This is a genomic window from Janthinobacterium sp. SUN033, assembly GCF_030397595.1.
GTDB lineage: Bacteria > Pseudomonadota > Gammaproteobacteria > Burkholderiales > Burkholderiaceae_D > Janthinobacterium > Janthinobacterium kumbetense.
The window spans coordinates 433,331-454,898 of record NZ_JAPQNV010000004.1; the positions used below are offsets into that span (position 1 = coordinate 433,331).

The 21,568-nt window shown below is 63.7% G+C and carries 24 protein-coding genes and 1 tRNA gene; 10 read left to right on the forward strand and 15 right to left on the reverse strand.

The window, feature by feature from the left end:
- The first annotated feature begins 1 nt into the window (after window position 1).
- From OX460_RS19065 to OX460_RS19100, 8 genes are all read left to right on the forward strand, one after another.
- The gene (locus tag OX460_RS19065; protein ID WP_099668284.1) at window positions 2-1,414 is read left to right on the forward strand and encodes a cytochrome bc complex cytochrome b subunit; all 1,413 of its coding nucleotides are present in this window, start codon (window positions 2-4) and stop codon (window positions 1,412-1,414) included.
- Between the two features lie 36 nt (window positions 1,415-1,450).
- A complete protein-coding gene (locus OX460_RS19070; protein WP_099665814.1) occupies window positions 1,451-2,215 on the forward strand; it encodes a cytochrome c1 in 765 nt (254 codons plus the stop codon).
- A 120-nt stretch (window positions 2,216-2,335) separates the two neighbouring features.
- Complete coding sequence (locus OX460_RS19075; RefSeq protein ID WP_010394154.1) at window positions 2,336-2,947, forward strand: glutathione S-transferase N-terminal domain-containing protein; 612 nt, start codon at window positions 2,336-2,338, stop codon at window positions 2,945-2,947.
- Between the two features lie 139 nt (window positions 2,948-3,086).
- Window positions 3,087-3,599, forward strand: coding sequence for a ClpXP protease specificity-enhancing factor (locus tag OX460_RS19080; RefSeq protein ID WP_099665815.1), 513 nt, complete (start codon window positions 3,087-3,089; stop codon window positions 3,597-3,599).
- 26 nt (window positions 3,600-3,625) lie between these two features.
- Window positions 3,626-3,701, forward strand: a tRNA-Thr gene (locus OX460_RS19085).
- Window positions 3,702-3,886: 185 nt separating this feature from the next.
- Window positions 3,887-4,864 carry an ImmA/IrrE family metallo-endopeptidase gene (locus OX460_RS19090; protein ID WP_289899577.1) on the forward strand — a complete coding sequence of 326 codons (978 nt, stop codon included), beginning with the start codon at window positions 3,887-3,889 and terminating at the stop codon, window positions 4,862-4,864.
- Window positions 4,865-4,876: 12 nt separating this feature from the next.
- Window positions 4,877-5,488, forward strand: a complete 612-nt coding sequence (locus OX460_RS19095) for a hypothetical protein (RefSeq protein ID WP_289899578.1) — start codon at window positions 4,877-4,879, stop codon at window positions 5,486-5,488.
- A gap of 243 nt (window positions 5,489-5,731) precedes the next feature.
- Window positions 5,732-5,938, forward strand: a complete 207-nt coding sequence (locus tag OX460_RS19100) for a dodecin (RefSeq protein WP_071325761.1) — start codon at window positions 5,732-5,734, stop codon at window positions 5,936-5,938.
- Between the two features lie 27 nt (window positions 5,939-5,965).
- On the opposite strand, the gene OX460_RS19105 is transcribed toward OX460_RS19100, so the two are convergent.
- Window positions 5,966-6,277: a hypothetical protein gene (locus OX460_RS19105; RefSeq protein ID WP_099665816.1), complete on the reverse strand. Its 312-nt coding sequence runs from the start codon at window positions 6,275-6,277 to the stop codon at window positions 5,966-5,968.
- 162 nt (window positions 6,278-6,439) lie between these two features.
- Here OX460_RS19105 and OX460_RS19110 point away from each other — a divergent pair, with 162 nt between their 5' ends.
- Both OX460_RS19110 and OX460_RS19115 read left to right on the forward strand, forming a co-directional pair.
- A complete protein-coding gene (locus OX460_RS19110) occupies window positions 6,440-6,814 on the forward strand; it encodes a hypothetical protein (RefSeq protein ID WP_289899579.1) in 375 nt (124 codons plus the stop codon).
- A 211-nt stretch (window positions 6,815-7,025) separates the two neighbouring features.
- A complete protein-coding gene (locus tag OX460_RS19115; protein ID WP_289899580.1) occupies window positions 7,026-8,015 on the forward strand; it encodes a PEP-CTERM sorting domain-containing protein in 990 nt (329 codons plus the stop codon).
- A gap of 68 nt (window positions 8,016-8,083) precedes the next feature.
- Here the strand turns inward: OX460_RS19115 and OX460_RS19120 are convergent, their stop codons facing one another.
- The 14 genes from OX460_RS19120 to OX460_RS19185 form a co-directional block, all read right to left on the reverse strand.
- Window positions 8,084-9,160: a LytR C-terminal domain-containing protein gene (locus OX460_RS19120; RefSeq protein ID WP_289899581.1), complete on the reverse strand. Its 1,077-nt coding sequence runs from the start codon at window positions 9,158-9,160 to the stop codon at window positions 8,084-8,086.
- A gap of 11 nt (window positions 9,161-9,171) precedes the next feature.
- Complete coding sequence (locus OX460_RS19125) at window positions 9,172-10,110, reverse strand: type II secretion system F family protein (RefSeq protein WP_289899582.1); 939 nt, start codon at window positions 10,108-10,110, stop codon at window positions 9,172-9,174.
- Between the two features lie 119 nt (window positions 10,111-10,229).
- Entirely contained in the window at window positions 10,230-11,207 is a 978-nt protein-coding gene (locus tag OX460_RS19130) for a type II secretion system F family protein (RefSeq protein WP_099665821.1), read from the reverse strand.
- A gap of 10 nt (window positions 11,208-11,217) precedes the next feature.
- Window positions 11,218-12,564 (reverse strand): CpaF family protein, encoded by a 1,347-nt coding sequence (locus OX460_RS19135; protein WP_099668285.1) that lies wholly within the window; start codon window positions 12,562-12,564, stop codon window positions 11,218-11,220.
- Window positions 12,565-12,614: 50 nt separating this feature from the next.
- Entirely contained in the window at window positions 12,615-13,784 is a 1,170-nt protein-coding gene (locus OX460_RS19140) for an AAA family ATPase (protein WP_077398652.1), read from the reverse strand.
- 52 nt (window positions 13,785-13,836) lie between these two features.
- A complete protein-coding gene (locus OX460_RS19145) occupies window positions 13,837-14,445 on the reverse strand; it encodes a TadE/TadG family type IV pilus assembly protein (RefSeq protein ID WP_289899583.1) in 609 nt (202 codons plus the stop codon).
- Window positions 14,435-14,917, reverse strand: a complete 483-nt coding sequence (locus OX460_RS19150) for a TadE/TadG family type IV pilus assembly protein (protein ID WP_099665824.1) — start codon at window positions 14,915-14,917, stop codon at window positions 14,435-14,437. Before OX460_RS19150 ends, OX460_RS19145 begins: the two co-directional genes overlap by 11 nt.
- Window positions 14,914-16,341 carry a pilus assembly protein TadG-related protein gene (locus OX460_RS19155; protein WP_289899584.1) on the reverse strand — a complete coding sequence of 476 codons (1,428 nt, stop codon included), beginning with the start codon at window positions 16,339-16,341 and terminating at the stop codon, window positions 14,914-14,916. The genes OX460_RS19150 and OX460_RS19155 overlap by 4 nt, the downstream gene beginning before the upstream one ends.
- Entirely contained in the window at window positions 16,331-16,633 is a 303-nt protein-coding gene (locus tag OX460_RS19160) for a hypothetical protein (protein WP_289899585.1), read from the reverse strand. The genes OX460_RS19155 and OX460_RS19160 overlap by 11 nt, the downstream gene beginning before the upstream one ends.
- A 16-nt stretch (window positions 16,634-16,649) precedes the next feature.
- Window positions 16,650-18,080 carry a type II and III secretion system protein family protein gene (locus OX460_RS19165; protein WP_289899586.1) on the reverse strand — a complete coding sequence of 477 codons (1,431 nt, stop codon included), beginning with the start codon at window positions 18,078-18,080 and terminating at the stop codon, window positions 16,650-16,652.
- A 38-nt stretch (window positions 18,081-18,118) separates the two neighbouring features.
- Window positions 18,119-18,976: a Flp pilus assembly protein CpaB gene (cpaB, locus tag OX460_RS19170; protein WP_251349469.1), complete on the reverse strand. Its 858-nt coding sequence runs from the start codon at window positions 18,974-18,976 to the stop codon at window positions 18,119-18,121.
- The gene (locus tag OX460_RS19175) at window positions 18,973-20,346 is read right to left on the reverse strand and encodes an ATP-binding protein (protein ID WP_289899587.1); all 1,374 of its coding nucleotides are present in this window, start codon (window positions 20,344-20,346) and stop codon (window positions 18,973-18,975) included. Before OX460_RS19175 ends, cpaB begins: the two co-directional genes overlap by 4 nt.
- Before the next feature lie 93 nt (window positions 20,347-20,439).
- Window positions 20,440-20,973, reverse strand: a complete 534-nt coding sequence (locus OX460_RS19180; protein ID WP_289899588.1) for an A24 family peptidase — start codon at window positions 20,971-20,973, stop codon at window positions 20,440-20,442.
- 54 nt (window positions 20,974-21,027) lie between these two features.
- On the reverse strand, window positions 21,028-21,210 hold the full coding sequence (locus tag OX460_RS19185) for a Flp family type IVb pilin (protein ID WP_034752975.1): 183 nt from the start codon (window positions 21,208-21,210) through the stop codon (window positions 21,028-21,030).
- Window positions 21,211-21,568 lie beyond the last annotated feature (358 nt).

Sequence of the window (21,568 nt, forward strand, 5' to 3'; positions counted from 1 at the left end):
CATGGCTGCTTTCAAAGAAACGAAATTCCCGGCAGACGCTCCCGTCGCCGAAAAAGCGCTGGGCTGGGTCGATGACCGCTTTCCCCTGACCAAGCTGTGGAACGACCAATGGGGCAAGTACTACGCCCCGAAAAACTTCAACTTCTGGTACATCTTCGGTTCGCTGGCCATGCTGGTGCTGGTGCTGCAGATCGTCACCGGCATCTTCCTGACCATGCACTACAAACCGGATGCGGCCCTGGCCTTCAATTCCGTCGAGTACATCATGCGCGAAGTGCCGTGGGGCTGGCTGGTGCGCTACATGCACTCGACGGGCGCCTCGGCCTTCTTCATCATCGTCTACCTGCACATGACGCGCGGCCTGCTGTACGGCTCGTACCGCAAGCCACGTGAACTGATCTGGCTGTTCGGTTTCGCCATCTTCCTGTGCCTGATGGCCGAAGCGTTCTTCGGCTACCTGTTGCCATGGGGCCAGATGTCGTACTGGGGCGCACAAGTGATCGTCAACCTGTTTGGCGCCATCCCGCTGATCGGCCCTGACCTGTCGCTGTGGATCCGCGGCGACTACGTCGTTTCCGACGCGACCCTGAACCGCTTCTTCGCCTTCCACGTGATCGCCATCCCGCTGGTACTGCTGGGCCTGGTTGCAGCGCACTTGATCGCCCTGCACGAAGTCGGTTCGAGCAATCCGGACGGCATCGAAGTGAAGGAAAACCTGGGCGCCGACGGCCACCCGGTCGATTCGATTCCATCGCATCCGTACTACACCGTGCACGATTTGTTCGGCGTCTCGATCTTCCTCGTCATTTTCAGCGCCGTCGTCTTCTTCGCGCCGGAAATGGGCGGTTATTTCCTGGAATACAACAACTTCCTGCCGGGCGATTCGCTGAAGACCCCGCTGCACATCGCGCCAACCTGGTACTTCACGCCGTTCTATTCGGTGCTGCGCGCCACCACGGCCGACTTCATGTACGTGCTGATGGGTGTCGTGGCCGCCTACGTGGTGTTCATCTGGCTCAAGTCGCGCCTGTCGACGACGGTCAAGTCTGCCATCGCCGGCATCGCCATCGTCGCCATCATCGGCATGCTGCCGCAGGTGCTGGACGCGAAATTCTGGGGCGTGGTGTTCTTCGGCGGTTCCGTCGTGATCCTGGCCTTCCTGCCATGGCTCGACCATTCCCCGGTGAAATCGATACGCTACCGTCCGAACTGGCACAAATATGTGTACGCCATCTTCGGCCTGTCGTTCCTGATCCTCGGCTACCTCGGAACCCAGGCGCCAACGGATACGAAGACCATCGTGTCGCAAGTGTGCACCCTGATTTACTTCAGCTTCTTCCTGTTGATGCCATGGTGGAGTGCAATGGGCAAGTTCAAGACCGTGCCGTCGCGTGTGACGTTTCACCCGCACTAAGCCGCTCTCACGCCACGCTCAAAGGACATACATCATATGAAGATTGCAAAAAAACTGCTCGCCATCCTGGCCTTCGTGCCCGCCATGGCTCTCGCCAGCGAAGGCGGCTTTCCGCTGGACAAGGCTCCTGACCGCCAGACCAACATGGCAGCGCTGCAACATGGCGCCAAATTGTTCGTCAATTATTGCCTGAATTGCCACGCCGCCGTGTCGATGCGCTACAACCGCCTGCGCGACCTGGGCTTGACGGAAGACCAGATCAAGCAGAATCTGTTGTTCTCCGGCGATAAAGTCGGCGACTTGATGACGACGAGCCTGGCACCGCAGGACGCCAAGGCCTTCTTTGGCGTCGTACCGCCGGATTTGTCGGTAATTTCGCGCGCGAAATCATCTTCCGCTGGCACAGGCGGCGACTACCTGTATACTTACCTGCGTACGTTCTATAAAGACGACACTCGTCCGACCGGCTGGAACAACATGGTCGTGCCGAATGTTGCCATGCCGCATGTATTATGGGAATTGCAAGGTGTCCAGTCTGCCAAGTTCGTGGAAGAGAATGATCCGCACGAAGCTGGCAAGAAGATCCACAAATTTGCCGGCTTCGAGCAGGTCAAGCCAGGTACGTTGAACAAGATCGAGTATGACAATGCGGTAGCCGACCTGGTCGGCTACATGGAGTGGATGGCCGAACCGGCACAGCAGACACGCAAGCGCCTGGGCGTGTGGGTGCTGCTGTTCCTGTCGGTCTTTGCTCTGCTGGCATGGCGCCTTAACGCGTCGTTCTGGAAGGAAGTCAAATAAGTGAGGCGCCGGCCATAGGCCGGTTTATGCCTGTTTCTGCGTTGTCCGCATGAGTGGACAAGCGACCTGGGGTGAGCCGTTCGCGGCTTCACCCCCTTTGTTTCTAAGGAACTATAAAAAATGATGGTTCTCTATTCGGGTACAACCTGCCCATTTTCGCAACGCTGCCGCCTGGTCCTGTTTGAAAAAGGCATGGACTTCGAAGTGCGCGACGTCGACCTGTTCAACAAACCGGAAGACATTTCGACCATGAATCCGTATGGCCAGGTGCCTATCCTGGTCGAACGCGAACTGATCCTGTATGAATCGAACATCATCAACGAGTACATCGATGAGCGCTTCCCGCATCCGCAACTGATGCCGGCCGATCCGCTGATGCGCGCCCGCGCGCGCCTGATGCTGTTCAATTTCGAAAAAGAACTGTTCGTGCACGTGCACGTGCTGGAAAGCGAACGCGCCAAGAGCAACGACAAGGCCCACGACAAGGCACGCGCGGAAATCCGCGACCGCCTGACGACCCTGGCGCCGCTGTTCCTGAAAAACAAGTACATGCTGGGCGACGAATTCTCGATGCTCGACGTGGCTGTCGCGCCGCTGCTGTGGCGCCTGGACCACTACGGCATCGAACTGTCGAAGACGGCTGCACCGCTGATGAAATACGCCGAACGCATCTTCTCGCGTCCTGCGTACATCGAGGCATTGACCCCTTCCGAAAAGGTCATGCGCCGCTAAAGATAATCCCGGCAGGCAGCGCCTGCCGGGATATCTTGGGGCATATGTTAAAGTTGCTTTTTGCGCTGTCCCAGTCTTTTGAACTACCGGTGCGCCCGCCTCATGCTGACGGGGGCGCTCCCGCCTCACCGTGCCTACCATGTCTGAAATCTCAACCAAACCTTATATGCTGCGCGCCATCTACGAGTGGTGCACCGACAGCGGCTACACGCCTTATCTCGCGGTCAAAGTCGATTCGCGCACCACGGTACCGATGGAATACGTGAAAAAGGGCGAAATCGTGCTCAACATCAGCTTCGGCGCCACCAGCGGCCTGAAGATGGACAACGACGCCATCCGCTTCCACGCCCGCTTTGGCGGCGTCTCGCGCGAAATCTACGTGCCGGTCGACAACGTGATGGCCATCTACGCCAACGAAAACGGCCAGGGCATGGCTTTCGAGCCCGTGCTGGGCAACGATGACCCGGACGCGCAACCGACGGACAGCCCGGCCTCCGCCGACGTCCCGCCACCCGTGCTCGCCCCCGCCGCCAGCGGTCCCACCCTGTCGTCCGTGCCGACCAGCTCCCCCGAACAACGCGACAGCGCCACGCCAGGCGACGACGAGCCACCAAAAAAAGGCGGCCGCCCGACCCTGACACGCATTAAATAGCGTATAATTCGCAACGCGCAGTTTTTGCCGACTTAGCTCATTTGGTAGAGCAGTTGATTTGTAATCATCAGGTGGCCAGTTCGAAACCGGCAGTCGGCACCAGAATTCAGCAGTAAATCAAAGGGTTACCCGCTTCGGCTGGTAGCCCTTTTTTGTTTTCAAGTCACAGCAACAACTCGTGTAGGCACTGATAAAGCCGAACATTACATTGAAAGTTGAATATTTGGTATGATATGTAACGCTAGTTCAGCGCGAGTACGGCGTTCGCAGACAGAAAGGAGACCGTGATGACTAATCCAATGGATTCCCTGTATGCGCGCTTAAGCCAGCGAGGCCTGACGAAGGCATTCGCGCGTCGTCTACTTCCTGACTGGTGGGATGACTCTTTGGCGGCCACACCCAGCGCCCTATTACAAGCCCAGCTTATCATTTCTGCTGGGATGAATTTCGAACTAAGGTCGCTCCGCGACTCATCGGCTAAGATAGAGTTTAAAGCAGCTCGTCGCAAGTTTAAGCTCAGCAAAGCCGTTGATGAGCCAAGTATTCAGTTAAGCGCAGAATACGCCACTGCCACTGCAAAACTGGCCATCCAGGCGGTTCCATCGCCCTTTGTCTTACCTCCACCAAGCGCATTAAGTATTCGCAATGCACTTTTGCTGACTCACAAATGTATTGACCTATCTGCATTGCTTGATTATTGCAATCGCATCGGTATCCCAGTTCTTCATATGCCTGAGTTACCAGGTAAAAAGATGGATGCCGTAGCAATTCGACATCATGGCCGAAGTGCCATTGTTCTTTGCACGAAAAAAGTGGCTCCATACCTGCTATTCCATCTTGCGCATGAAATTGGACATATTGCATTAGGGCATTTGGGGAATGAAGACGGCACCCTTATTGACACGGTAATTACTAGCAATACAGCAGATGCTGATGAGCGTGCCGCAGATTCGTTTGCGGTTCAATTATTGAATGGATGTGAGATTCGCTACTCTTCTAGTGGCAAGTATGTCACAGCCGTTAAATTGGCCAATGCCGCTATGTCCTACGGCCAGCAGCACAAGATTGATCCGGGACATATCATCCTTAATTTCGCTTACGCAGCAGAAAATTTTGCACTTGCAAACGCAGCCCTTAAGTTGCTCCCACCTTCTGCGACGGACGCCAGCATCATCAACAAGAATTTGCTCGCGCTTATGGACCTAGGCTCCTTGTCTGATGACCAAGCATCCTTGCTGACTAAGCCCCTTGCAACAAAAGCTTAATATCGAGACAAAATGATAGTTTTGTCAGATAACGATATTCTCTTTAAGCTTGCCCAATGCGACCTTTTCGACGAATTTCTCGCTTACGTACAAGTTCCGGCAAAATCAATTGCTATTCTTCATACCTGTATATTCAAGATGAGGAGGACGCTAAGAAGCCAGCCAGAGGTTCTCGCAAGACTGGAGCAATTTTGCCAGGTAGTAACTATCATAGCTGATGATGAAGTTGACATCGATATTCTCGAAACAATAATGGAAACCGGAGCTGATGCCGGAGAGGCTATCCTTGCCGCGAAGGTAGCCACCACACCCGGAGCTTATCTTGTTACTGGAGATAAGCGGGCCGTCAGAGCCTTGAACACGATGACGAATGGCCCGACAAAATCGGCGTTAGCTGGGCGAATTCTTTGCTTTGAAGAGCTTGTCATTGGTTTAATGCATAACAGCGGGTTTGCAGCCTTATCGGCTAAATTAAATGCTGGAAGCGCATGCGATGGTGTCCTACGGGTTGCGTTTGGTCCGGGACGAACAGAAGAGCATGCACTGAGCTGCCTGTACTCGTATGCCGATGAGTTGCGTACTTCTTGCCCTAACCTGCTCACACCACGTCCTGAAGTTACGTAGATACCTCTTCGCTATCAAGACACATCCTGGCAGCGGCTGACGCTAAGCCGGCTATAACTCACTCAAAAGCTAAAGCCGCAGCGTTGATCATAAGCAATGCACCAGCTTTATGCAGGCCTTCGCCAGCCTCGCATGCGCATTGCTGCACCGCGCAATGACTATCAGCACATTTAGGCGCAAGATGAGCACGTGCTTGCGCAAAGCAGGCTCCCGATGTCTGGCTTGCCTACCTGGGGAAATATCATGTCCGCACACACTTACAAGTTGATCGAACTGGTCGGCACGTCGACCGAGAGCAGCGATCAGGCGATACGCGATGCCATTGCCAAGGCGGCGCTGACGGTCAAGCACATGGACTGGTATGAAGTGACCGATTCGCGCGGCCATATCGTCGATGGCAAGGTGGCGCACTTCCAGGTCACGCTCAAGGTCGGCTTCCGGCTCGAATAAAGGGATCGAGTGAAGCAAGCGGCGCGCTCAGCGCCGCCCGGCCGCTCCCCGGCTCTCCAGCCACTCCCGGCCGCCGGCCTCCAGCGCCGTCTCGATGACCTTGTCCGGCAAGCTGTAGACGGTCGCCCAGCTGGCGCGGCCATCCTGCGTGTTGGCTGGAAAACTGTGCGTCTCGATCGGCCAGTGATATTTGCGTTTCAATGCCTTGACGATGGCGGCCAGCGAGACGCGGCCTTGCAGCGGTTCGGCGCCGGACTGGTCGCTATTCGACAGCAGCACGGCCAGGACCTGGCCGCGGCCCGTGCGCGCGCCGGGGAAGGTGGGGGTTTTGTTTGCCATGGCCTATTTTACCGGGCAATGATCGGACGAGAGGCGATGTGCCGCACCTTTGATACGGCGCAAGCGCCGCAGCGGCTTTGCGTCCACGATGGGCATTTCGCCAGGCGTGCCGGCGCCCCTCCGGCAGCCTGGGCCTATCATCATGGGGCACAGGAGCCTATCATGCACAGCCTGAACATCCACGCCATGCAATGGCAACCCGTCGCCGATATTTCCGCCGTCAATCCGCTGCTGCCCGACGATCTCGCCTGCTTTCGCGAGCTGCGCGACGTGCTGCAAAGCTACGGCGCGCTCGACCGCTTCGGCATTTCCCTGATCCACCGCCATTTCGACATCGCCGACGACGAAGAGCTGATGGAGTACACGGATGCGGAAGCACGCATCTTGACGGTCAAACCTGTCAAGAAAAGCGACATCGACTGGAATCACACAACGATTACCAACTGGAAATTGACGGAAGGCGAGGAAGTGGCGCGCATCGGTTGCGGCTGCGCACGCAATTCGGGCGGCCACCTGGGCTATCACCGGGGTACCTGAGGCTGGCCGACGGCGCCCGCCAAGCGGCGTCGGCCTTTCTTACACTTCACTTCATCCAGCTCAGTCCGCTTTGTGCAAGCACTTGATTTCTTGTGATATTTTTGTGTGGCACGCAAGCTGCTTATCCCTGTCTACGAGATGAATCCAGGCAAGTCATTCTGGATTCTTTGTCCCCCGGATTTTCCGAGACTGACCACGACAAGAGGCTGCGATGAACGTTGATCACACACGAAGCAAGACCCTGGGCTGGCTGGGCGCACTGGCGGCGGCGAGCCTGCTGGCCAGCGGCCAGGCACAGGCCGGCGCGTACGGCCTGGCCGTCAATGAGTTGAACAATTTCCGCATCACCACCAGCGCCGGCGCGCTGTCGCTGGCCGGCGCCAACCGCAATGCCAGCGACAGCGCTTTTTTCGAAGGCGGCGTGGCCGTCAATCCGCGCGCCGTCAATACGGGCCCGGCCGCCAACGCCGACGTGCCGCAAGTGTGCTCGGGCGGCGGCTGCAGCGGCTTGCCGCAAAACCACTATGCACCCAGCCCCAGTTCCACCCTGGAATTTGCCCGCGGCGATGCGCATGCCTTCGGCAACATGCTCAATGGCGGCGCCAGCGTGAGCGCCGTGGCGGAAGCACAGCGCAACACGATCGGCGCCGCCACGGCCACGGCCGGCGACACGCTGACCGGCTCCGTCAACCTGACCCTGTCGAGCGCCGGCTTCATCACCTTCAGCTTCATGGGACGGCGCGACCTGCGCACCAGCGTGACGACCATGGGCGACAAGTCGAACGTGTCGATCATGGATATCTTCAATATCTCGTGCAACAGTTCCAGCCCCGCCGGCTGCCTGTCGCACGCGAATGCCGATGGCGTAATCTTCCAGTTCGCACCCGATGGCGATGCCAACAATGGCAGCGACATCAATGGCAACCATGGCGCCGGCAGCCTCGACCCGTTCAGCCTGAACATGACGGCCGGCACCAACGACCCCGCCACCGGACGCGCCTTCACGAATGGCTTCGCGATGTTTTCCCTGACCTCGAATTTCGCCCTGCCGGCCGGCAGCTATACCTTGAATTTTTCCAAGTCCACGCGCACCGATATCGTCGTCATCGATCCGCCGCTTGCGGTACCGGAGCCGGGCACGCTGTTCCTGCTGGGCATGGGCTTGGCGGCCCTGGCTTTTACGCGGCGCCGCCAGCCGTAATCATCCGCAGCATGAAAAACACGCGGCGCCCGCCAAGGCGCCGCGTTTTCTGTGCCGCTCAAGACGTTTTAACCGAGCCGCGCCAGCGCCTGGCGCGCCAGCTGCAATTGCTGCAGATAATAACGGTGCAGCATGGCCGGATCGCTCAAGTCGCGCCCCAGTACCAGGCGCAGCTCGCTGGCGGGGCAGTCGCCGGCCTGGGTTTCTACTGGGGTTTGCACCTGCGTTCCCAACTGACGCGCCAGCTGGCGCGCCGCCTGCTCCTGCGCGGGCCGGTACTCGACGCGCGTGCGCGCCACCTGGAAGCCGGTTTCATTGGCCAGGCGCACCACCTGCACGGGAGCGCCGGCCAGGCTGCGCGCCAGGGCGGCGGCCAGGCCAGGCACGCCGTTGCCATTCACAATTTCCAGGCGCGGACGGGGCACGGCAGCGGCCGGCATGGACCGCCCGGCCGTGACAGCGGGCACGCTGCGCACGGCGGCCGGCACGCGCTGCAAGCGGGCCATGCCGTCGCTTTGCGTGATCTCGATGCGCGCCATGGCGGGCGCATCCGGCAGCGGCGCGGCCACGGGCACGCCCGGCGGCGGCGCCGCGTTGCGCAAGACAGCCATGTCGCTCCGTAAATCATGTTCCTGCAGGCTCTGCGCCTGGCGCCGCATGACGGCCGCGCGCGCGTGCTGTCCCAGCCGTTCGAGCACTTGCGCCAGGTGCTGCCAGGCCAGCGCGTTGAGCGGATCGAGCAGACACGCCTGTTCCAGCGCAGTCAACGCTTGCGCATCGCGCCCACGCAAATAGTAGGCGCGACCGAGATTGCTGAACAGATACGCCTGTTGCGGCTGCGGCGCGCCGGCTTCCTGCGTCAGGGCCAGCCACTGGGCGATCGCCGCATCGTGCTCGCCCCGCTGCGCGTGCAGCACGGCCAGGCCGTTGCGCGCATTCACATGGCGCGGTGCGGCGCGCAAGGCTTGCGCATAGGCCGCTTGCGCGGCCGGCAAGTCGCCCCGCTCGAAATGCTGGCGCCCCGCCGCATAGGCGGTATCGGCGTCCGGCCACTGCGGCAGCGGCGCGTGGGCCGGCGGCGTGGTACAGGCGGCCAAGCCCAGACAGGCGCAGGCGGTGGCCAGGCGGGAAATCGTCAAGCGCATGGTAGCTCCTTTCAGCGGTTGGCCATGGCCGGCACGAGCACGCGATAGACTTCGATCACGGCCGGCCCCATGAGCACCAGCATGAGGGTGGGAAAGACGCAAAAGATCAGCGGGAACAGCAGTTTCAAGGCGATCTTCGCGGCAGCCTCCTCGGCCAGCAGGCTGCGCTTGCCGCGCAGATTTTCCGAGTGCACGCGCAGCGAGTCGCCCATGCTGGTGCCGAAGCGTTCCGACTGGATCAGCATGGCGACGAGGGTGTCGACATCTTCCACGCCGCTGCGCAAGGCCAGGTTGCGCAGCGCCTTTTCCTTGGAAAAGCCGGCGCGCATTTCCATCAGCACCAGTTGCAATTCCTGCGCCAGCACCACGCTTTTGATGTGGATTTCGCCCGACACCTTCACCAGCGCGCGCTCCAGGCTCAGGCCCGCTTCCACGCACACGGTCAGCAAGTCGAGCGCGTCGGGGATGTTTTCAAAGATGTCGCGCTGGCGCCGCTTGGCCGTGCTGGCCAGCACCAGATTCGGCAGGTAATAGCCGACGGTGGCGCTGACGCACAGCAGCAGCAATAGCACGCTGCGCAGTTGCGCCGCCATGGCGCTGGCCGCATACAGCCCCAGTACGGTGGGGAACAGCAGGGCCAGCACGGTCTTTGCCGCAAAGTACAGGGCCGGCGCGCTGGCCTGGCGCCAGCCCGCGTTCATGAAGCGCGTGCGCAGCGGCGAGCGCTCCCAGCCCTCTTCCGGCAGCGACAGCTTGCTGAACGGCTGCGCCACGCGCGCCACGCGCTCCACCCAGCCCGTGTCGGCCACCGCCTCGCTGGCGGCCGGCGCCATGGAACCGAACAGGCGCTGGCGCAAGGCGCCGGGAAAGAAAATCAGCCACGCCAGCAGGGCCAGCGCCACCACCACGGCGAAGACGATCAACAGGAACAGCAGTTGCGGGCCAGTCATGGCATTTCCTCCGATTGATCGACTGACAAAACGTTCAGGGCTAGGCGTATCGCCGAAGGCAGTACGACAGTACGACAAGGCGATGCAACAACGCCATGGACTTTTTTTCAGGCGATCTCTTAGATGCGGATGCGGATGACGTTGCGCATCCAGACCACGCCCAGCGCCACCATGCCAGCCGCATACCACAGCAGCTTGATGCCGCTGGGATCCGTCCACAGCAGGCTGATGTATTGCGGATTGACCAACGCCATCACGCCGATCATCACCACCGGCATCAGCCCCAGCACCCAGGCCGACATGCGCCCCTCGGCCGACAGCACGCGTACCTGCCCCAGCAACTTCAGACGGGCGCGGATGATGCGCGCGATGCTGACCAGCACTTCGGCCAGATTGCCGCCCGATTCGCGCTGCACCAGCACGGCGATGACGAGGTAGCGCAAATCCGTCAGCGGAATGCGCGCGGCCAGGTTTTGCAGCGCCTCGTTCATCGGCACGCCGTAATTGATCTCTTCGTGCGCCATCTTGAATTCGCCGCTGATCGGCTCATTGAGTTCATCGCCCACCATCTGCAGCACATTCGAAAACGAGTGCCCGGCGCGCAGCGCGCGGGCCAGGAAATCGGCCGCTTCCGGCAATTGCGCCTCGATCTTTTTCAGCCGCGCCGCGCGCGCGCGCAGCACGACCATGCACGGCCCGCCGCCCGCCACGCCCAGCAGCAGCAAGGCGCCCGGCAGCGGCATGGGCCAGATGGCCAGCCACAGCAGTGCCAGCAGCAGCAAGCCGCCCGCGCCGCCCAGGAACTGCGCCACCGACCAGGACAAGCCCGATTGCAGCAGCAGGTGGTCGAGCTTTGCCGCCTGCGGCAGGCGCCGCAGCCAGCGCTCCAGGCCAGGCGAGCGCGCATAGCGGCGCTGCTTGAGGATGGAAACCCGCTCGCCGCCGGCCTCGCCGCGCGCTGCCATCAGCCGCAAGCGCCGGTTGATGCGCCGCGCCGCGCTGCCGTGCGTGCCCGCCCACCACAGCCAGGCGCCTTCCACCATCAGGATGCAGGCGGCGAACAGCAGCACGGCAAAGCCGTAGAACACCAGGTCCATGATGCTTCCTTTATTCGTAGATGCGGTCCGGGTCGAACACCGTATCGGGCACGGGCGCGCCGAACATGCGCAAGCGTTCCGTGAAACGGGGCCGCACGCCCGTGGCGCAAAAGTGGCCCAGCACCTTGCCAGCCGCATCGACGCCCGTCTGCTCGAAGCGGAAGATTTCATGCATGGCGATGATGTCGCCCTCCATGCCCGTCACTTCCTGCAGGCTGACCAGCTTGCGCGCGCCATCCGTCAGGCGCGACACTTGCATCACCACCGTCACGGCCGAACAGATCTGCTGGCGCGTGGCGCGCGGCGTCAGGTTCACGCTGGCCATGCCGACCATGTTTTCCAGCCGCGCCAGCGCATCCCTCGCCGTGTTCGAGTGGATAGTCGCCAGCGACCCTTCGTGGCCCGTGTTCATCGCCTGCAGCATGTCGAGCGCCTCGGCGCCGCGCACCTCGCCCAGGATGATGCGGTCGGGCCGCATGCGCAGCGCATTGCGCACCAGCGCGCGCTGGCTCACTTCTCCCTTGCCCTCGATATTCGGCGGGCGCGTTTCCAGGCGCACCACGTGCGGCTGGCGCAGCGCCAGTTCGGCCGCATCCTCGATGGTGACGATGCGCTCGCTGCCGGGAATGAAACCGGACAGCACATTGAGCAGGGTCGTCTTGCCGCTGCCCGTGCCGCCCGAGATCAGGATGTTGACCTTGGCCTGCCCCAGCGCCTGCAGCACCTGCACCATGGGCGGCGTCAGGCTTTTATAGTCGAGCAGATTGGCGATGCTCAAAGGCTGCACGGCAAAGCGCCGGATCGACAGGATCGGGCCATCGACGGCCAGCGGCGGAATGATGGCGTTCACACGCGAGCCGTCCGGCAGGCGCGCGTCGACCATCGGGCTCGATTCGTCGACCCGCCGTCCCACGCGCGAGACGATCTTTTCGATGATCTTCATCAGGTGCGCATTGTCGTGGAAGGTCACGTCCGTCAGCTGCAACCGCCCGCCCCGCTCCACATACACCTTGTCGCAGGTGTTGACGAGGATATCGGACACGCTGGCATCGGCCAGCAACGGTTCCAGCGGGCCGAAGCCCAGCATCTCGTGCTGGATGTCGAGCACCAGGCTATGCCGCTCGTGCTGGTTCAGGACGATGCGCTCTTCCTCGATCACGCGCTGCACCAGCAGCGCCAGCTCGTGCTTGAACTGTTCGGCCGTCAGGCGTTTCAGGCGCTCCAGGTCGATACGGTCGAGTATCGTCTGGTGCATGGTCTTTTTCAGTTCCTGGTAGGCGTGCAGCGCCAGCGCCCCTTGTCCATTCGTGGCGGGGCGCACCGTTTCATTCGCCGCCAGGCGTTCGCGTAAAGTCATCTCGGCTCCCATGATGGCTCCCGGCGGGAGCCTTGACATCCATCCCCGTCCTAAGCCTCGCTGCGGCTGAACAGGCGGTCGAACAGGCCGCGGCTTTCCGTCACGCGGCGCGCCGTCACCAGTTCCACCAGTTCGGCCAGGCTGCGCGCCACTGCGCTGGTGCGCGACAGCTGCAGCAGCGGAATGCCCTGGTTGACGGAATCGGTGGCGGCGATGTAATCGTTGGGCACCGTGTGCACCACTTCCGCGCCCAGCGCCTGCTCCAGGTCCGCCAGGCGCAGGCGCCCGCCCTTTTCATAGCGGTTGACGATCAGGCGCAAGCGCTCGCCCGGATAGCCGAGCGAGCGGAAGATGTCGAGCAGGCGGCGCCCGTCGCGGATGTCGGGCAAGGCCAGCTGCAGCACCGGATAGATCGCGTCGGCGTTGTCGAGCGCGCGCAGCGACAGCGCATCGATCTGGCGTCCCACGTCGAGCACGATGTAATCGTAGTGCTGGCGCGCCACGGCCAGGATGCGGTCCATGTGCTCGGGCTGCATGTCGACCTTGTGCGCCGGGTCGTCGGCCGCCGCCAGCACGCCGAAGTTCGGCGTGATGTGCACCAGGCACGAGGCGAGGAAGGCGCCGTCCATGCGCGCGATCTGCGCGCAGATGTCGGACAGGGTCATGGCCGGCTTCTGGTCCGAGACATACAGAGTGGCGTCGCCGAACTGGCCGTGCAGGTCGATCAGCAGCACCTTGCAGCCGGCCAGGCTGGCCAGCGCATAGGAAAAATTCGTCGACAGGAAGGTGGCGCCGCTGCCGCCCTTGCACGAGATGAAGGCGAGCACTTTACCGTCGCGCATCTGCGTCACGCCGGCCTGGATATCGACCCGGTCCATCGCTTCGTGGAAGGCCTTGTGCACCAGCGGCAGCTGCAGCACTTCGCGCATGCCGGCGCGCATGGCGCGGATCAGCACATCCTGCTGCTGGCCGCGCGTGAGCAGCATCAGCACGGCCAGCGGATACTGGCGCGCCAGGCGCTCGAGCAGGTCGGCTTCGTCGGCATCGATGCCGCTGGCGTCGACGATCACCAGCTCGGGCGCTTCGGGCAGCATGCGCTCGACGGCGTCGCGCAAGCCGCTGCGCCGGTCCAGCAGCCGCAGCACGGGCATGCGGGCCGCGCCTTGCGCCGCGATTTCATCGTGCAGGCTGGCGTCGCGGGTAATCATCAAGGCTTTCATCCCCCCTCCTTCATTCAAGGCACTACATTCGGCTGCGCCGACGCACTGGCGCTCATGGACAAAAGCCGGGATTGTCCGCATAGCCCAGCGACTCGGCCACCGCCATGGTGGTCCCGCTGGGCAAACGTATGGCGCCTGCGCCGGAGGGAAACATCATCCCCAGCAGCGGCAGGATGGGCCGGTACGGCACGCGCTCGCAGCGCGCGCCGACGCCGGGCTGGCACAGGCGTGCGCGCACGAAGCGGATGCAGCTGGCGCCGTGCGGATCGTCCAGGCAATTGATGCGGTTGCGCTGCGGGCAACCCGGCAGCACCGTCACCGGCAGTACCGCCAGCGCGGCGCCGCCAGCGCTCTCCGACAAGTAATCGATGCGCACATGCGCGTCGCCGAGGCCGCCGCCCAGCGGCAGCGTGCCCGGCGTGGCGCGCAGCACGGCGTGCATGCGCACGGCTTGCAGGGCGGCGGCATCGCTGAAATCGGTGACGGCGGCGGCGCGCGCCGCGCGCCGGGTAATTTCATGCACCATGTTCCACATGTACACGGCGCGCGCCACTTCCAGCATGGCGAACAGGAACAGGAAGAACAGCAGCGCCAGCATGGCGAATTCGACGGCGAAGACGCCGCGCTGGCGCTGCCGGCGGAGGTGCGGGTTAATGGACATAGCGCAATGTCGCGTTGGCGCGCAGCGGGATCGGCGCCAGTTGCGGCAGCCACTTGCGGGTCAGCGCAGGCAGGAAATCGACCGGCATGTCGGCGGTGACCTTGATGCGCACCTGCAGCGGCGCCGTCGCGTAGCTGCCGCAGCCATAGGAATCGTCGGCATACACGCAGTCCACGTTGACCCTGGCGGCCTCCATGCCCGGCCAGCTTTCCGCCATCGCCTCGACCACCATCTGCCGGGCCAGGGCGGCGCCCTGGTTCGCCGTGCCGATGCTGCCCATCTGCGGCAGCGGCATGGTCGCCATGTAGCGCGCCGCATCGTGCGCGCTTTTTTGCAGGGCCGTGTACACCAGCAGCGCGCGGCCGAACAGCAGCACGAAGGGCAGCAGCGCCATGAAAAACAGCAGGATCAGCGCCAGCTCGATGGCGGCGACGCCGCCCTGGCGGCGCGCGGCGCGGCGGAGCGGCCTCATTGCAGCAGCTCCGCGGGGCCGGCCAGCGTGCCCTCGTCCACCAGCCCGTCAAATTCGGCGCTCAGTACGCCATTGCTGGCCGGCGCCGTCATGAAGAAGCGGCCGATGCCGCGCACCCGCGCCAGCACGTCGCTGCCCGCCGGCACGGGGCAGGCCAGCAGGGGAATGTGCAGCAGCCGGCGCTGCGCCACGCCCGTGTTGCCGGTCGGCGCCGTCTGGAAGCCCAGCGTCTGGTAGGGCGGCGTGGCAGGGTAGCCGGACTTGGCGGCCGGCGCGGCCGGGCTGGCCGGATACAGCCTGGGCCAGTCGCTGGTGGCAAACGGCAGATAGCCGCCGGCCGGCTTCGGGTTGCTGTACCTGGCCGCCCTGGAAAACGACCACAGCGGTCCATAACTGCCGACGGTGGGCGACGTCGCGTTCGATTCCGGATCGGCCACGGACAGCAGCGGGTTGCCCGTGCTCAGGGCGCTCGGCGCGTCGGGCGTGTTCATCATCCACCAGCTCGGGGCCGTATTCGGATAGGCGCGGATATTCGTGTCGGGCGGCGCCGTGACGGCATGGCAGCCGCTGCCCGCATGCTGGTTGAAGCGCGCATTGAAGGCCGTCCACAGCGCGGCGGGAAAAGGCCGGTGCACATGCACCTGGGCGCTGCCGATGCGCGGATACAGCACCGTGCCGCTGCAGACGAACGGCAGCACGCTCGCTTCGCCGACCTGCTGCGACGGCCCCACCACGCCCGGCTGGCCCAGCGGATTGAGCACGAAGTGTTCAGCCGCGGGCCCGTGCGGATTGAGTTTTAACAGGTTATACGCCACGCCGCGGCGAAAGCCATACTCCAGCAACTCGACGGCCGGCAGCAGCGCCGCATTCGTGCGCGGACTGGCCGCGCTGGCCGACAGCGCGCAGATGGCCAGCGGCATCAGGCGCAAGCTGGTGCGCCCCGCCACGGCGCGCGCGCCCGTGTCCAGGGTGCGCAGCGCCGGCGACCAGGCGCCGAGGAACGCCGTCGCCACCCGTCCCAGCGAGGGTGTATTGGCCTGCGTATCGACGCGCACGAACAGCGCCGTGGCGGCGTCGGGCACGGCGCCAGCCGCATGCCAGCCGCTGGCAGGCGCGTCGGGCGTACTGGCGAAGCGGATGCTGGCGTCCGACAAAGTCGCGCCCTGCATGCGGCGGCGCCATGCGCTGCGGTCGGCCGCACTGCCCTTGGCTTTTTCCACGGCGACGAGCAAGCCCTCGGGCGTGCCCACCAGTTCCGCGGCGGCCGCCATCGCCGCATTGTCGGCCAGGTTCTGCAGCTCCGTCTTGCGGCCGATGACTTGCCCCACATCAAGCGCCAGGCCGATAAAGCCCAGTACCACGATGAGCAGGATGGAAAAGGCGATCAGCATCGCCCCGCGCTGGTGCTGGCGTCTATTTGCCACTGCCGCCTCCCAGCATGAATTGCACCGGTTGCGGCGCCTGGGCATTCGGTTCGGCAAACGAGGCGCGGTAGCGCTGCATGACGGCGTGCGCACTGGGTCCGTCGAGGCCATCGGCCGGCCGGCGATTGCCCGCGCCGGCCGGATCGCGCACCTGCTGCGCCATGGACAGGCGCACGGCGTCGCCGAAGCGCCGGTCCAGCTGCGGCGTGCTGCCGTGCGCGCAGGCGGCCAGCTGCACGGCCAGGACCAGGGCGGCGCAGCGCCGCAGCGACGTCAAGAGCGAGTTCGGCATGGCGTATCTCCCCGTCTCATTTCAACTCGAAACCGTTGGCCGCGCGCGGCGGCGGCACGGACGGCGGCGCGCCTTCCATCTTGCCTCCCAACATCAAGTCCATGCGCGAAGGCGGCGCCAGCTGCGCCGTCGGCAGCACGGCATCGGCCGGCAAGGGTTTGACCAGGTGCGCGGTAATGACGAACAGCAATTCCGTGCGGTCGTGCTGGAAATCCGTGCTGCGAAACAGCGCACCGAGGATGGGCACTTCGCTGAGCCAGGGCACGCCCGTGATATTGCTCACCTGGTTATTCTTGATCAAGCCGCCGATGGCGTAGCTCTGGCCGTCGTACAGCTGCACCGTGGTCGAGGCGCGCCGCGTGGTGATGACAGGCAAGATCGAACGCCCGCTGACGCCGGCGGCGGAAATGCCCACGCCCTCGCGCGACAGTTCCGACACTTCCGGCGCCACCTTCAAATTGATGCGCCCGCCCGACAGCACGGTGGGCGTGAAGCGCAGGCCGACGCCGTATTCGCGCTCTTCCAGCGTGATCTTGTTGTTGTCCTGGCCGACGGGAATGAAGATCTTGCCGCCGGCCAGAAAACTGCCTTCCTGCCCGCTGATCGCCATCACCGTCGGTTCGGCCAGGATGCGCACCAGGCCATCCTGTTTCTGCGCCTCAATGGTCAGCTGCTGGCGGCCATTCGACTTGCGCACGTCGAGCAAGCCATTGGCCGTGCCGCTGAGGAAGTTCGACAGCAAGGTGGTGGCCCAGCTGCCGGACGCGAGGCGCAGGGTGGCGCCCACTTCCAGCCGTTCCAGCAGGGACTTCGACACTTCGGCAATCTGCACGGCCAGCATCACCTGCTGCGGCGCGCTGACGTCGAGCATGTTGATGATGCGGCTGTTTGCGCCGCCCGCGCCGCCGGCGGGCGCCGTGGCGGCGGGCGGCATGGCGGCCCCATCGGCCGGCTTGGGCAGCGCCAGCGCGACCGTGGCGCGGCGCACGTAGGCGTGCGCCAGCTCGACGGCGCGCAGCACGGCGCCCGCATCTTGCACCGTGCCCGACAGCACCAGGGTATCGGCCACGGCCGTGACGCGGATGGCTCTTTCTTCCGGCATCAGCGCCGCCAGGGTCGTTTGCAGGCCGGCCGGGTCCATGCTGACGCTGACGTTCACCACGCTGCACACGCCGCTGCGGCCCTGGATGATCATATTCGTGCTGCCCACGTCGACGCCGACCACGTACAAGGTGTCGGGCGCGACCAGCATGGCTTGCACCACGGCCGGGTTGCCGACGCTGCGCTGCTGTACCGCCTCGGGCAGGCGCAGCATACTCGACTTGCCCACCTGCAGCTGCAAGTGACCGGGCGAGGCCGCTTCACCGCCGCAGCGCGGGCCAGGATCGGCCGCCGCGCCGGCAAGCGGCGACAGCAGGCAGAACATTATCAGCAGGGCGCGGTTCATGAGCGTGTCCATGGTTGAGCAAGGCAAAGGCCAAAAGACTAAAAACATTCGCGCGACTGGCGCGTCCCGTCGATGACGCCGCTGCACAGGCGCTGCGGTTCCGGCGGCGCCTTCGCCACGCGCACGGGACGCGGCGCGGCGGCCAGCACGGGCGCGGCGGCAGGAGGGACAGGCTCGGCTTCGTGCGGTCCGCCCAGCAGGGTCAGCTTGGTGGCGCCCGCCGTCACGCCCGGCTGCGGGTCGACCTGGTTGCGCAGCACCAGCGACAGGCTGCCCACGCTGCGCGCCAGGTCCAGGTTTTCCGCCTGTTCCGGCGTCACTTCCAGGGTCACCGCATTGACCACGCGCGGCTTGGTCTCGTCGCGCCCCACTTCCTGCGCCACGGCCAGCACGAGGATGCGTTCGAGCACGATCTTGGAAATGTTGCGGCTTTGCGGAAACGCGCGGTCGCCGGCATCCTGCTGGGTGCTCACGATGATGTCGACATAGTTGCCCGGCAAGGCGAAGCCGGCCACGCCGATCACATCGTTGACGCGCACGGTGATGGCGCGCCGCCCTTCCGTGATCAGGGCCGACAGGCCGCCCAGGGTGCCGGCCGGCGCCAGCTTGGCTTCGCTCAGCGGCTCGCCGCGCAGCACGCTGGTTTTCAGCACCCGTCCCGCCAGTGTGGCCGGGTCTTGCAGCGCGCCCTGCGGCAAGCTTTCCGCCGGCCATTCGGCCAAGCGCAGCATCTCCGGCGTCAGGCGCTGGCCCAGGTTGACATCGCTGGCGGCCACGACGATCTTGCCCTTGCCGGCCGGCGTCTGGCGCAGCAGCCAGTGCGAGGCCAGCAGCACGGCCAGCAGGCCCAGCACGACCGCCAGGCCCATCATCAGGAGGGCGCGCCGGTTCTTCATGCGATGCGCTCGCACAGGCTGGCGGCCGGCATGTCGCAGCTGGCGAACAGGCTGCTCCAGGCCTGTTCCAGGGCGGCCACCGTCAGGCGCGCCTCGCTGCCGGCAAAGCCGGCGAAGTCGCCTATGCGCGCCAGCAATTCCTGCGGATAGCTGGCCAGCAAGGGCCGCCCCTGCGCGCCATGCAGCTGCAGCAGATGGTTCAGGGCTTGCTCGTCGATGGCCATGCCCGCCAGCCGGCATTGCTGGCGGAACAGAGCGCGATAGGCGCTCTCGGTCAGCGGCCCCACCTGCACCTTGTAGCCGATGCGGCGCAGCAAGGCGGCGTCAAACAGCTCGTCCGGCGGCACGTTCGTGGCCAGCACGAGGGCATTGTCGAACGGCACGCTGATCTGCACGCCGCCTGGCAAGCCCAGCTGGTCGCTGCCGCGCGCCAGCGGCTGCATCAGCCGCGTCAGCAATTCTTGCGCCCCCAGGCGCTGGCGGCCCAGGTCGTCGATGATCAGCATGCCATTGTTGGCGCGCACATGGGGCGGCGCCTGGTAGCAGCCGCCGCTGGCGTCATGGCGCAGCTCCAGCATGCCGGCGTCGAGCTCGGCGCCCACGTGGATCACGGGACGCTGGCACAGCACCCAGCGGATGTCCGTGCTGCGCCGCTCCAGCGCCTGGCGCGCATGGCTGACGTGCTGCGCCGCGGGCGGCAGGTGCTGGGCCGGGTCATATAATTGGATGATGTCCTGGCCAACGACGATGGCGTAGGGCACGGCGACCAGCCCGTGCAGCAATTGTCCCAGCTGCAGCGCCAGGGTCGACTTGCCGCTGCCGGGCGGACCGTACAGCAGCAGCGAGCGTCCCGAATGCAGGGCTGCGCCGACCACGTCGAGCATGCCCGGCCCCGCATGGGCGCCCCCCAGCACGGCGGCCAGATCGTCGCTGCCGACGCGCTGTTCCTGCGCCAGCCACGACTGGCGCGCCACCATGGCGCGGTACGCTTCCAGGGTGACGGGGGCGGCGCCGATATACGCGCAGCGCTCGAGGAAGGCGCTGGCGCGCTGCTTGCCGGCGCCCGTCAGCTGGTACTGCACGTCGATATCGGATTCGCCGCGCCAGGCTACCTCGGCCATCTGCTCCGTCACCATGAAATCGAGCACTTCACGCAAGACATTGATCGACAGGCGCAAGCGCGTCGTCAGCGCGGACAGGTGCGTCTTGCCGCCCACAAACATCAGCTTGGCGATCAGCTCGACCACCAGCGGCCGCTCGAGTCCCGTTTCACGCAAGCTCTTCGGCTGCGGCGGCAGGGGCGGCATCAGGTTCGCGTCGGCAGGGCGCGGCGCACTCTCGGTGCTCAGGGAATAGTCGACCTCGGTCATGCTGCGTCTCCAAGCCGGTTAAGAGGGCATTCAACAGAATTCATTCTAGCGAGCGGAGACTGGCGCCCATTGATCAAGAGCAATGAATACCAATCAGAAATAATGACGCCCCTGTACCACCAGGCAACCCAGGGCAATGGCCAGGCCGTACGGCATGTTGCCCACGCTGGCCTGGCTGCCGAGTGCAGTTGGCGCCAGGGGAATGCCGGCCATGCGCGCGATCATCGGCCACAGCAGCTGGCGCAGATTGCCCAGGCAGGCGCGCCACTTGCCCTGCCAGGTGATCATCAGCACGGCCATCACGCCGCCCAGGACGAACGTGGCGAAACAGATCTGCAGCACGGGCCAGGGGCCGGCAAAGGCGCCCACCATGGCGATCAGCTTGACGTCGCCGGCGGCCATGCCGCGCAGCACATACAAGGGTAAAAAGAGGAAAAAGCCCGTCGCCATGCCGCCCAGCCACACGGGCAGCACGCTGTGCGGCCACAGCCACAGATGCAGGGCCAGGGCGGCGAGGATGCCGGACAACACCACACCATTCGGTATCTTGCGGCGGATCAAATCACTGACGGCGGCCCCCGTCACGAAGCACAGCAACAGCAAATCGCACAAGGCGGTTGCAGGCATGGCACACCTCCCGAAAAAAAACCCGCCACTGGCCGGCCAGCGGCGGGCACCCGCTTAGGGCGTCAACACCAGGTTCGACGAAATGTCGGTGAGGACGGCCAGCAAGTTGGTCTTGATCAGCAAGAAACCGGCCGTGATGGCGGTAGCCATCAAGGCCGCAATCAAGCCGTATTCGATTGCCGTAATGCCATCCTCATCCTTGACAAACTGCTGTACTGCCGACAGGAAGGTATGCATGACAAGCTCCCAAAAGTGAATCACAAGTCCCTGGCGCAATCGGGTGTGAAACATTGCCCATTCCTGCTAATATGTTTCCTGCCGTAAATTTCTGCGCCATTGCATTGACTATAAAGCGTCCACGTTTTGGCAAATTGACGCGCCACAAGTTTCCATATGGAAATTATCAAACCCTGTCGACATGTCGGCTGACGCAAACAAATGTTGCGATCTGGATTGAAAGCCTTCGTCAGGGCAAGTTTTTTGCAATGCAGTGCATGAATCTCATGTATTTACATGAAATATTGCATACGTTAATTGCCTATTAGGCAAAAAGACATTATCCTGCTTAGCTCTTCTTTGGAAAGGCCTCTCGCCC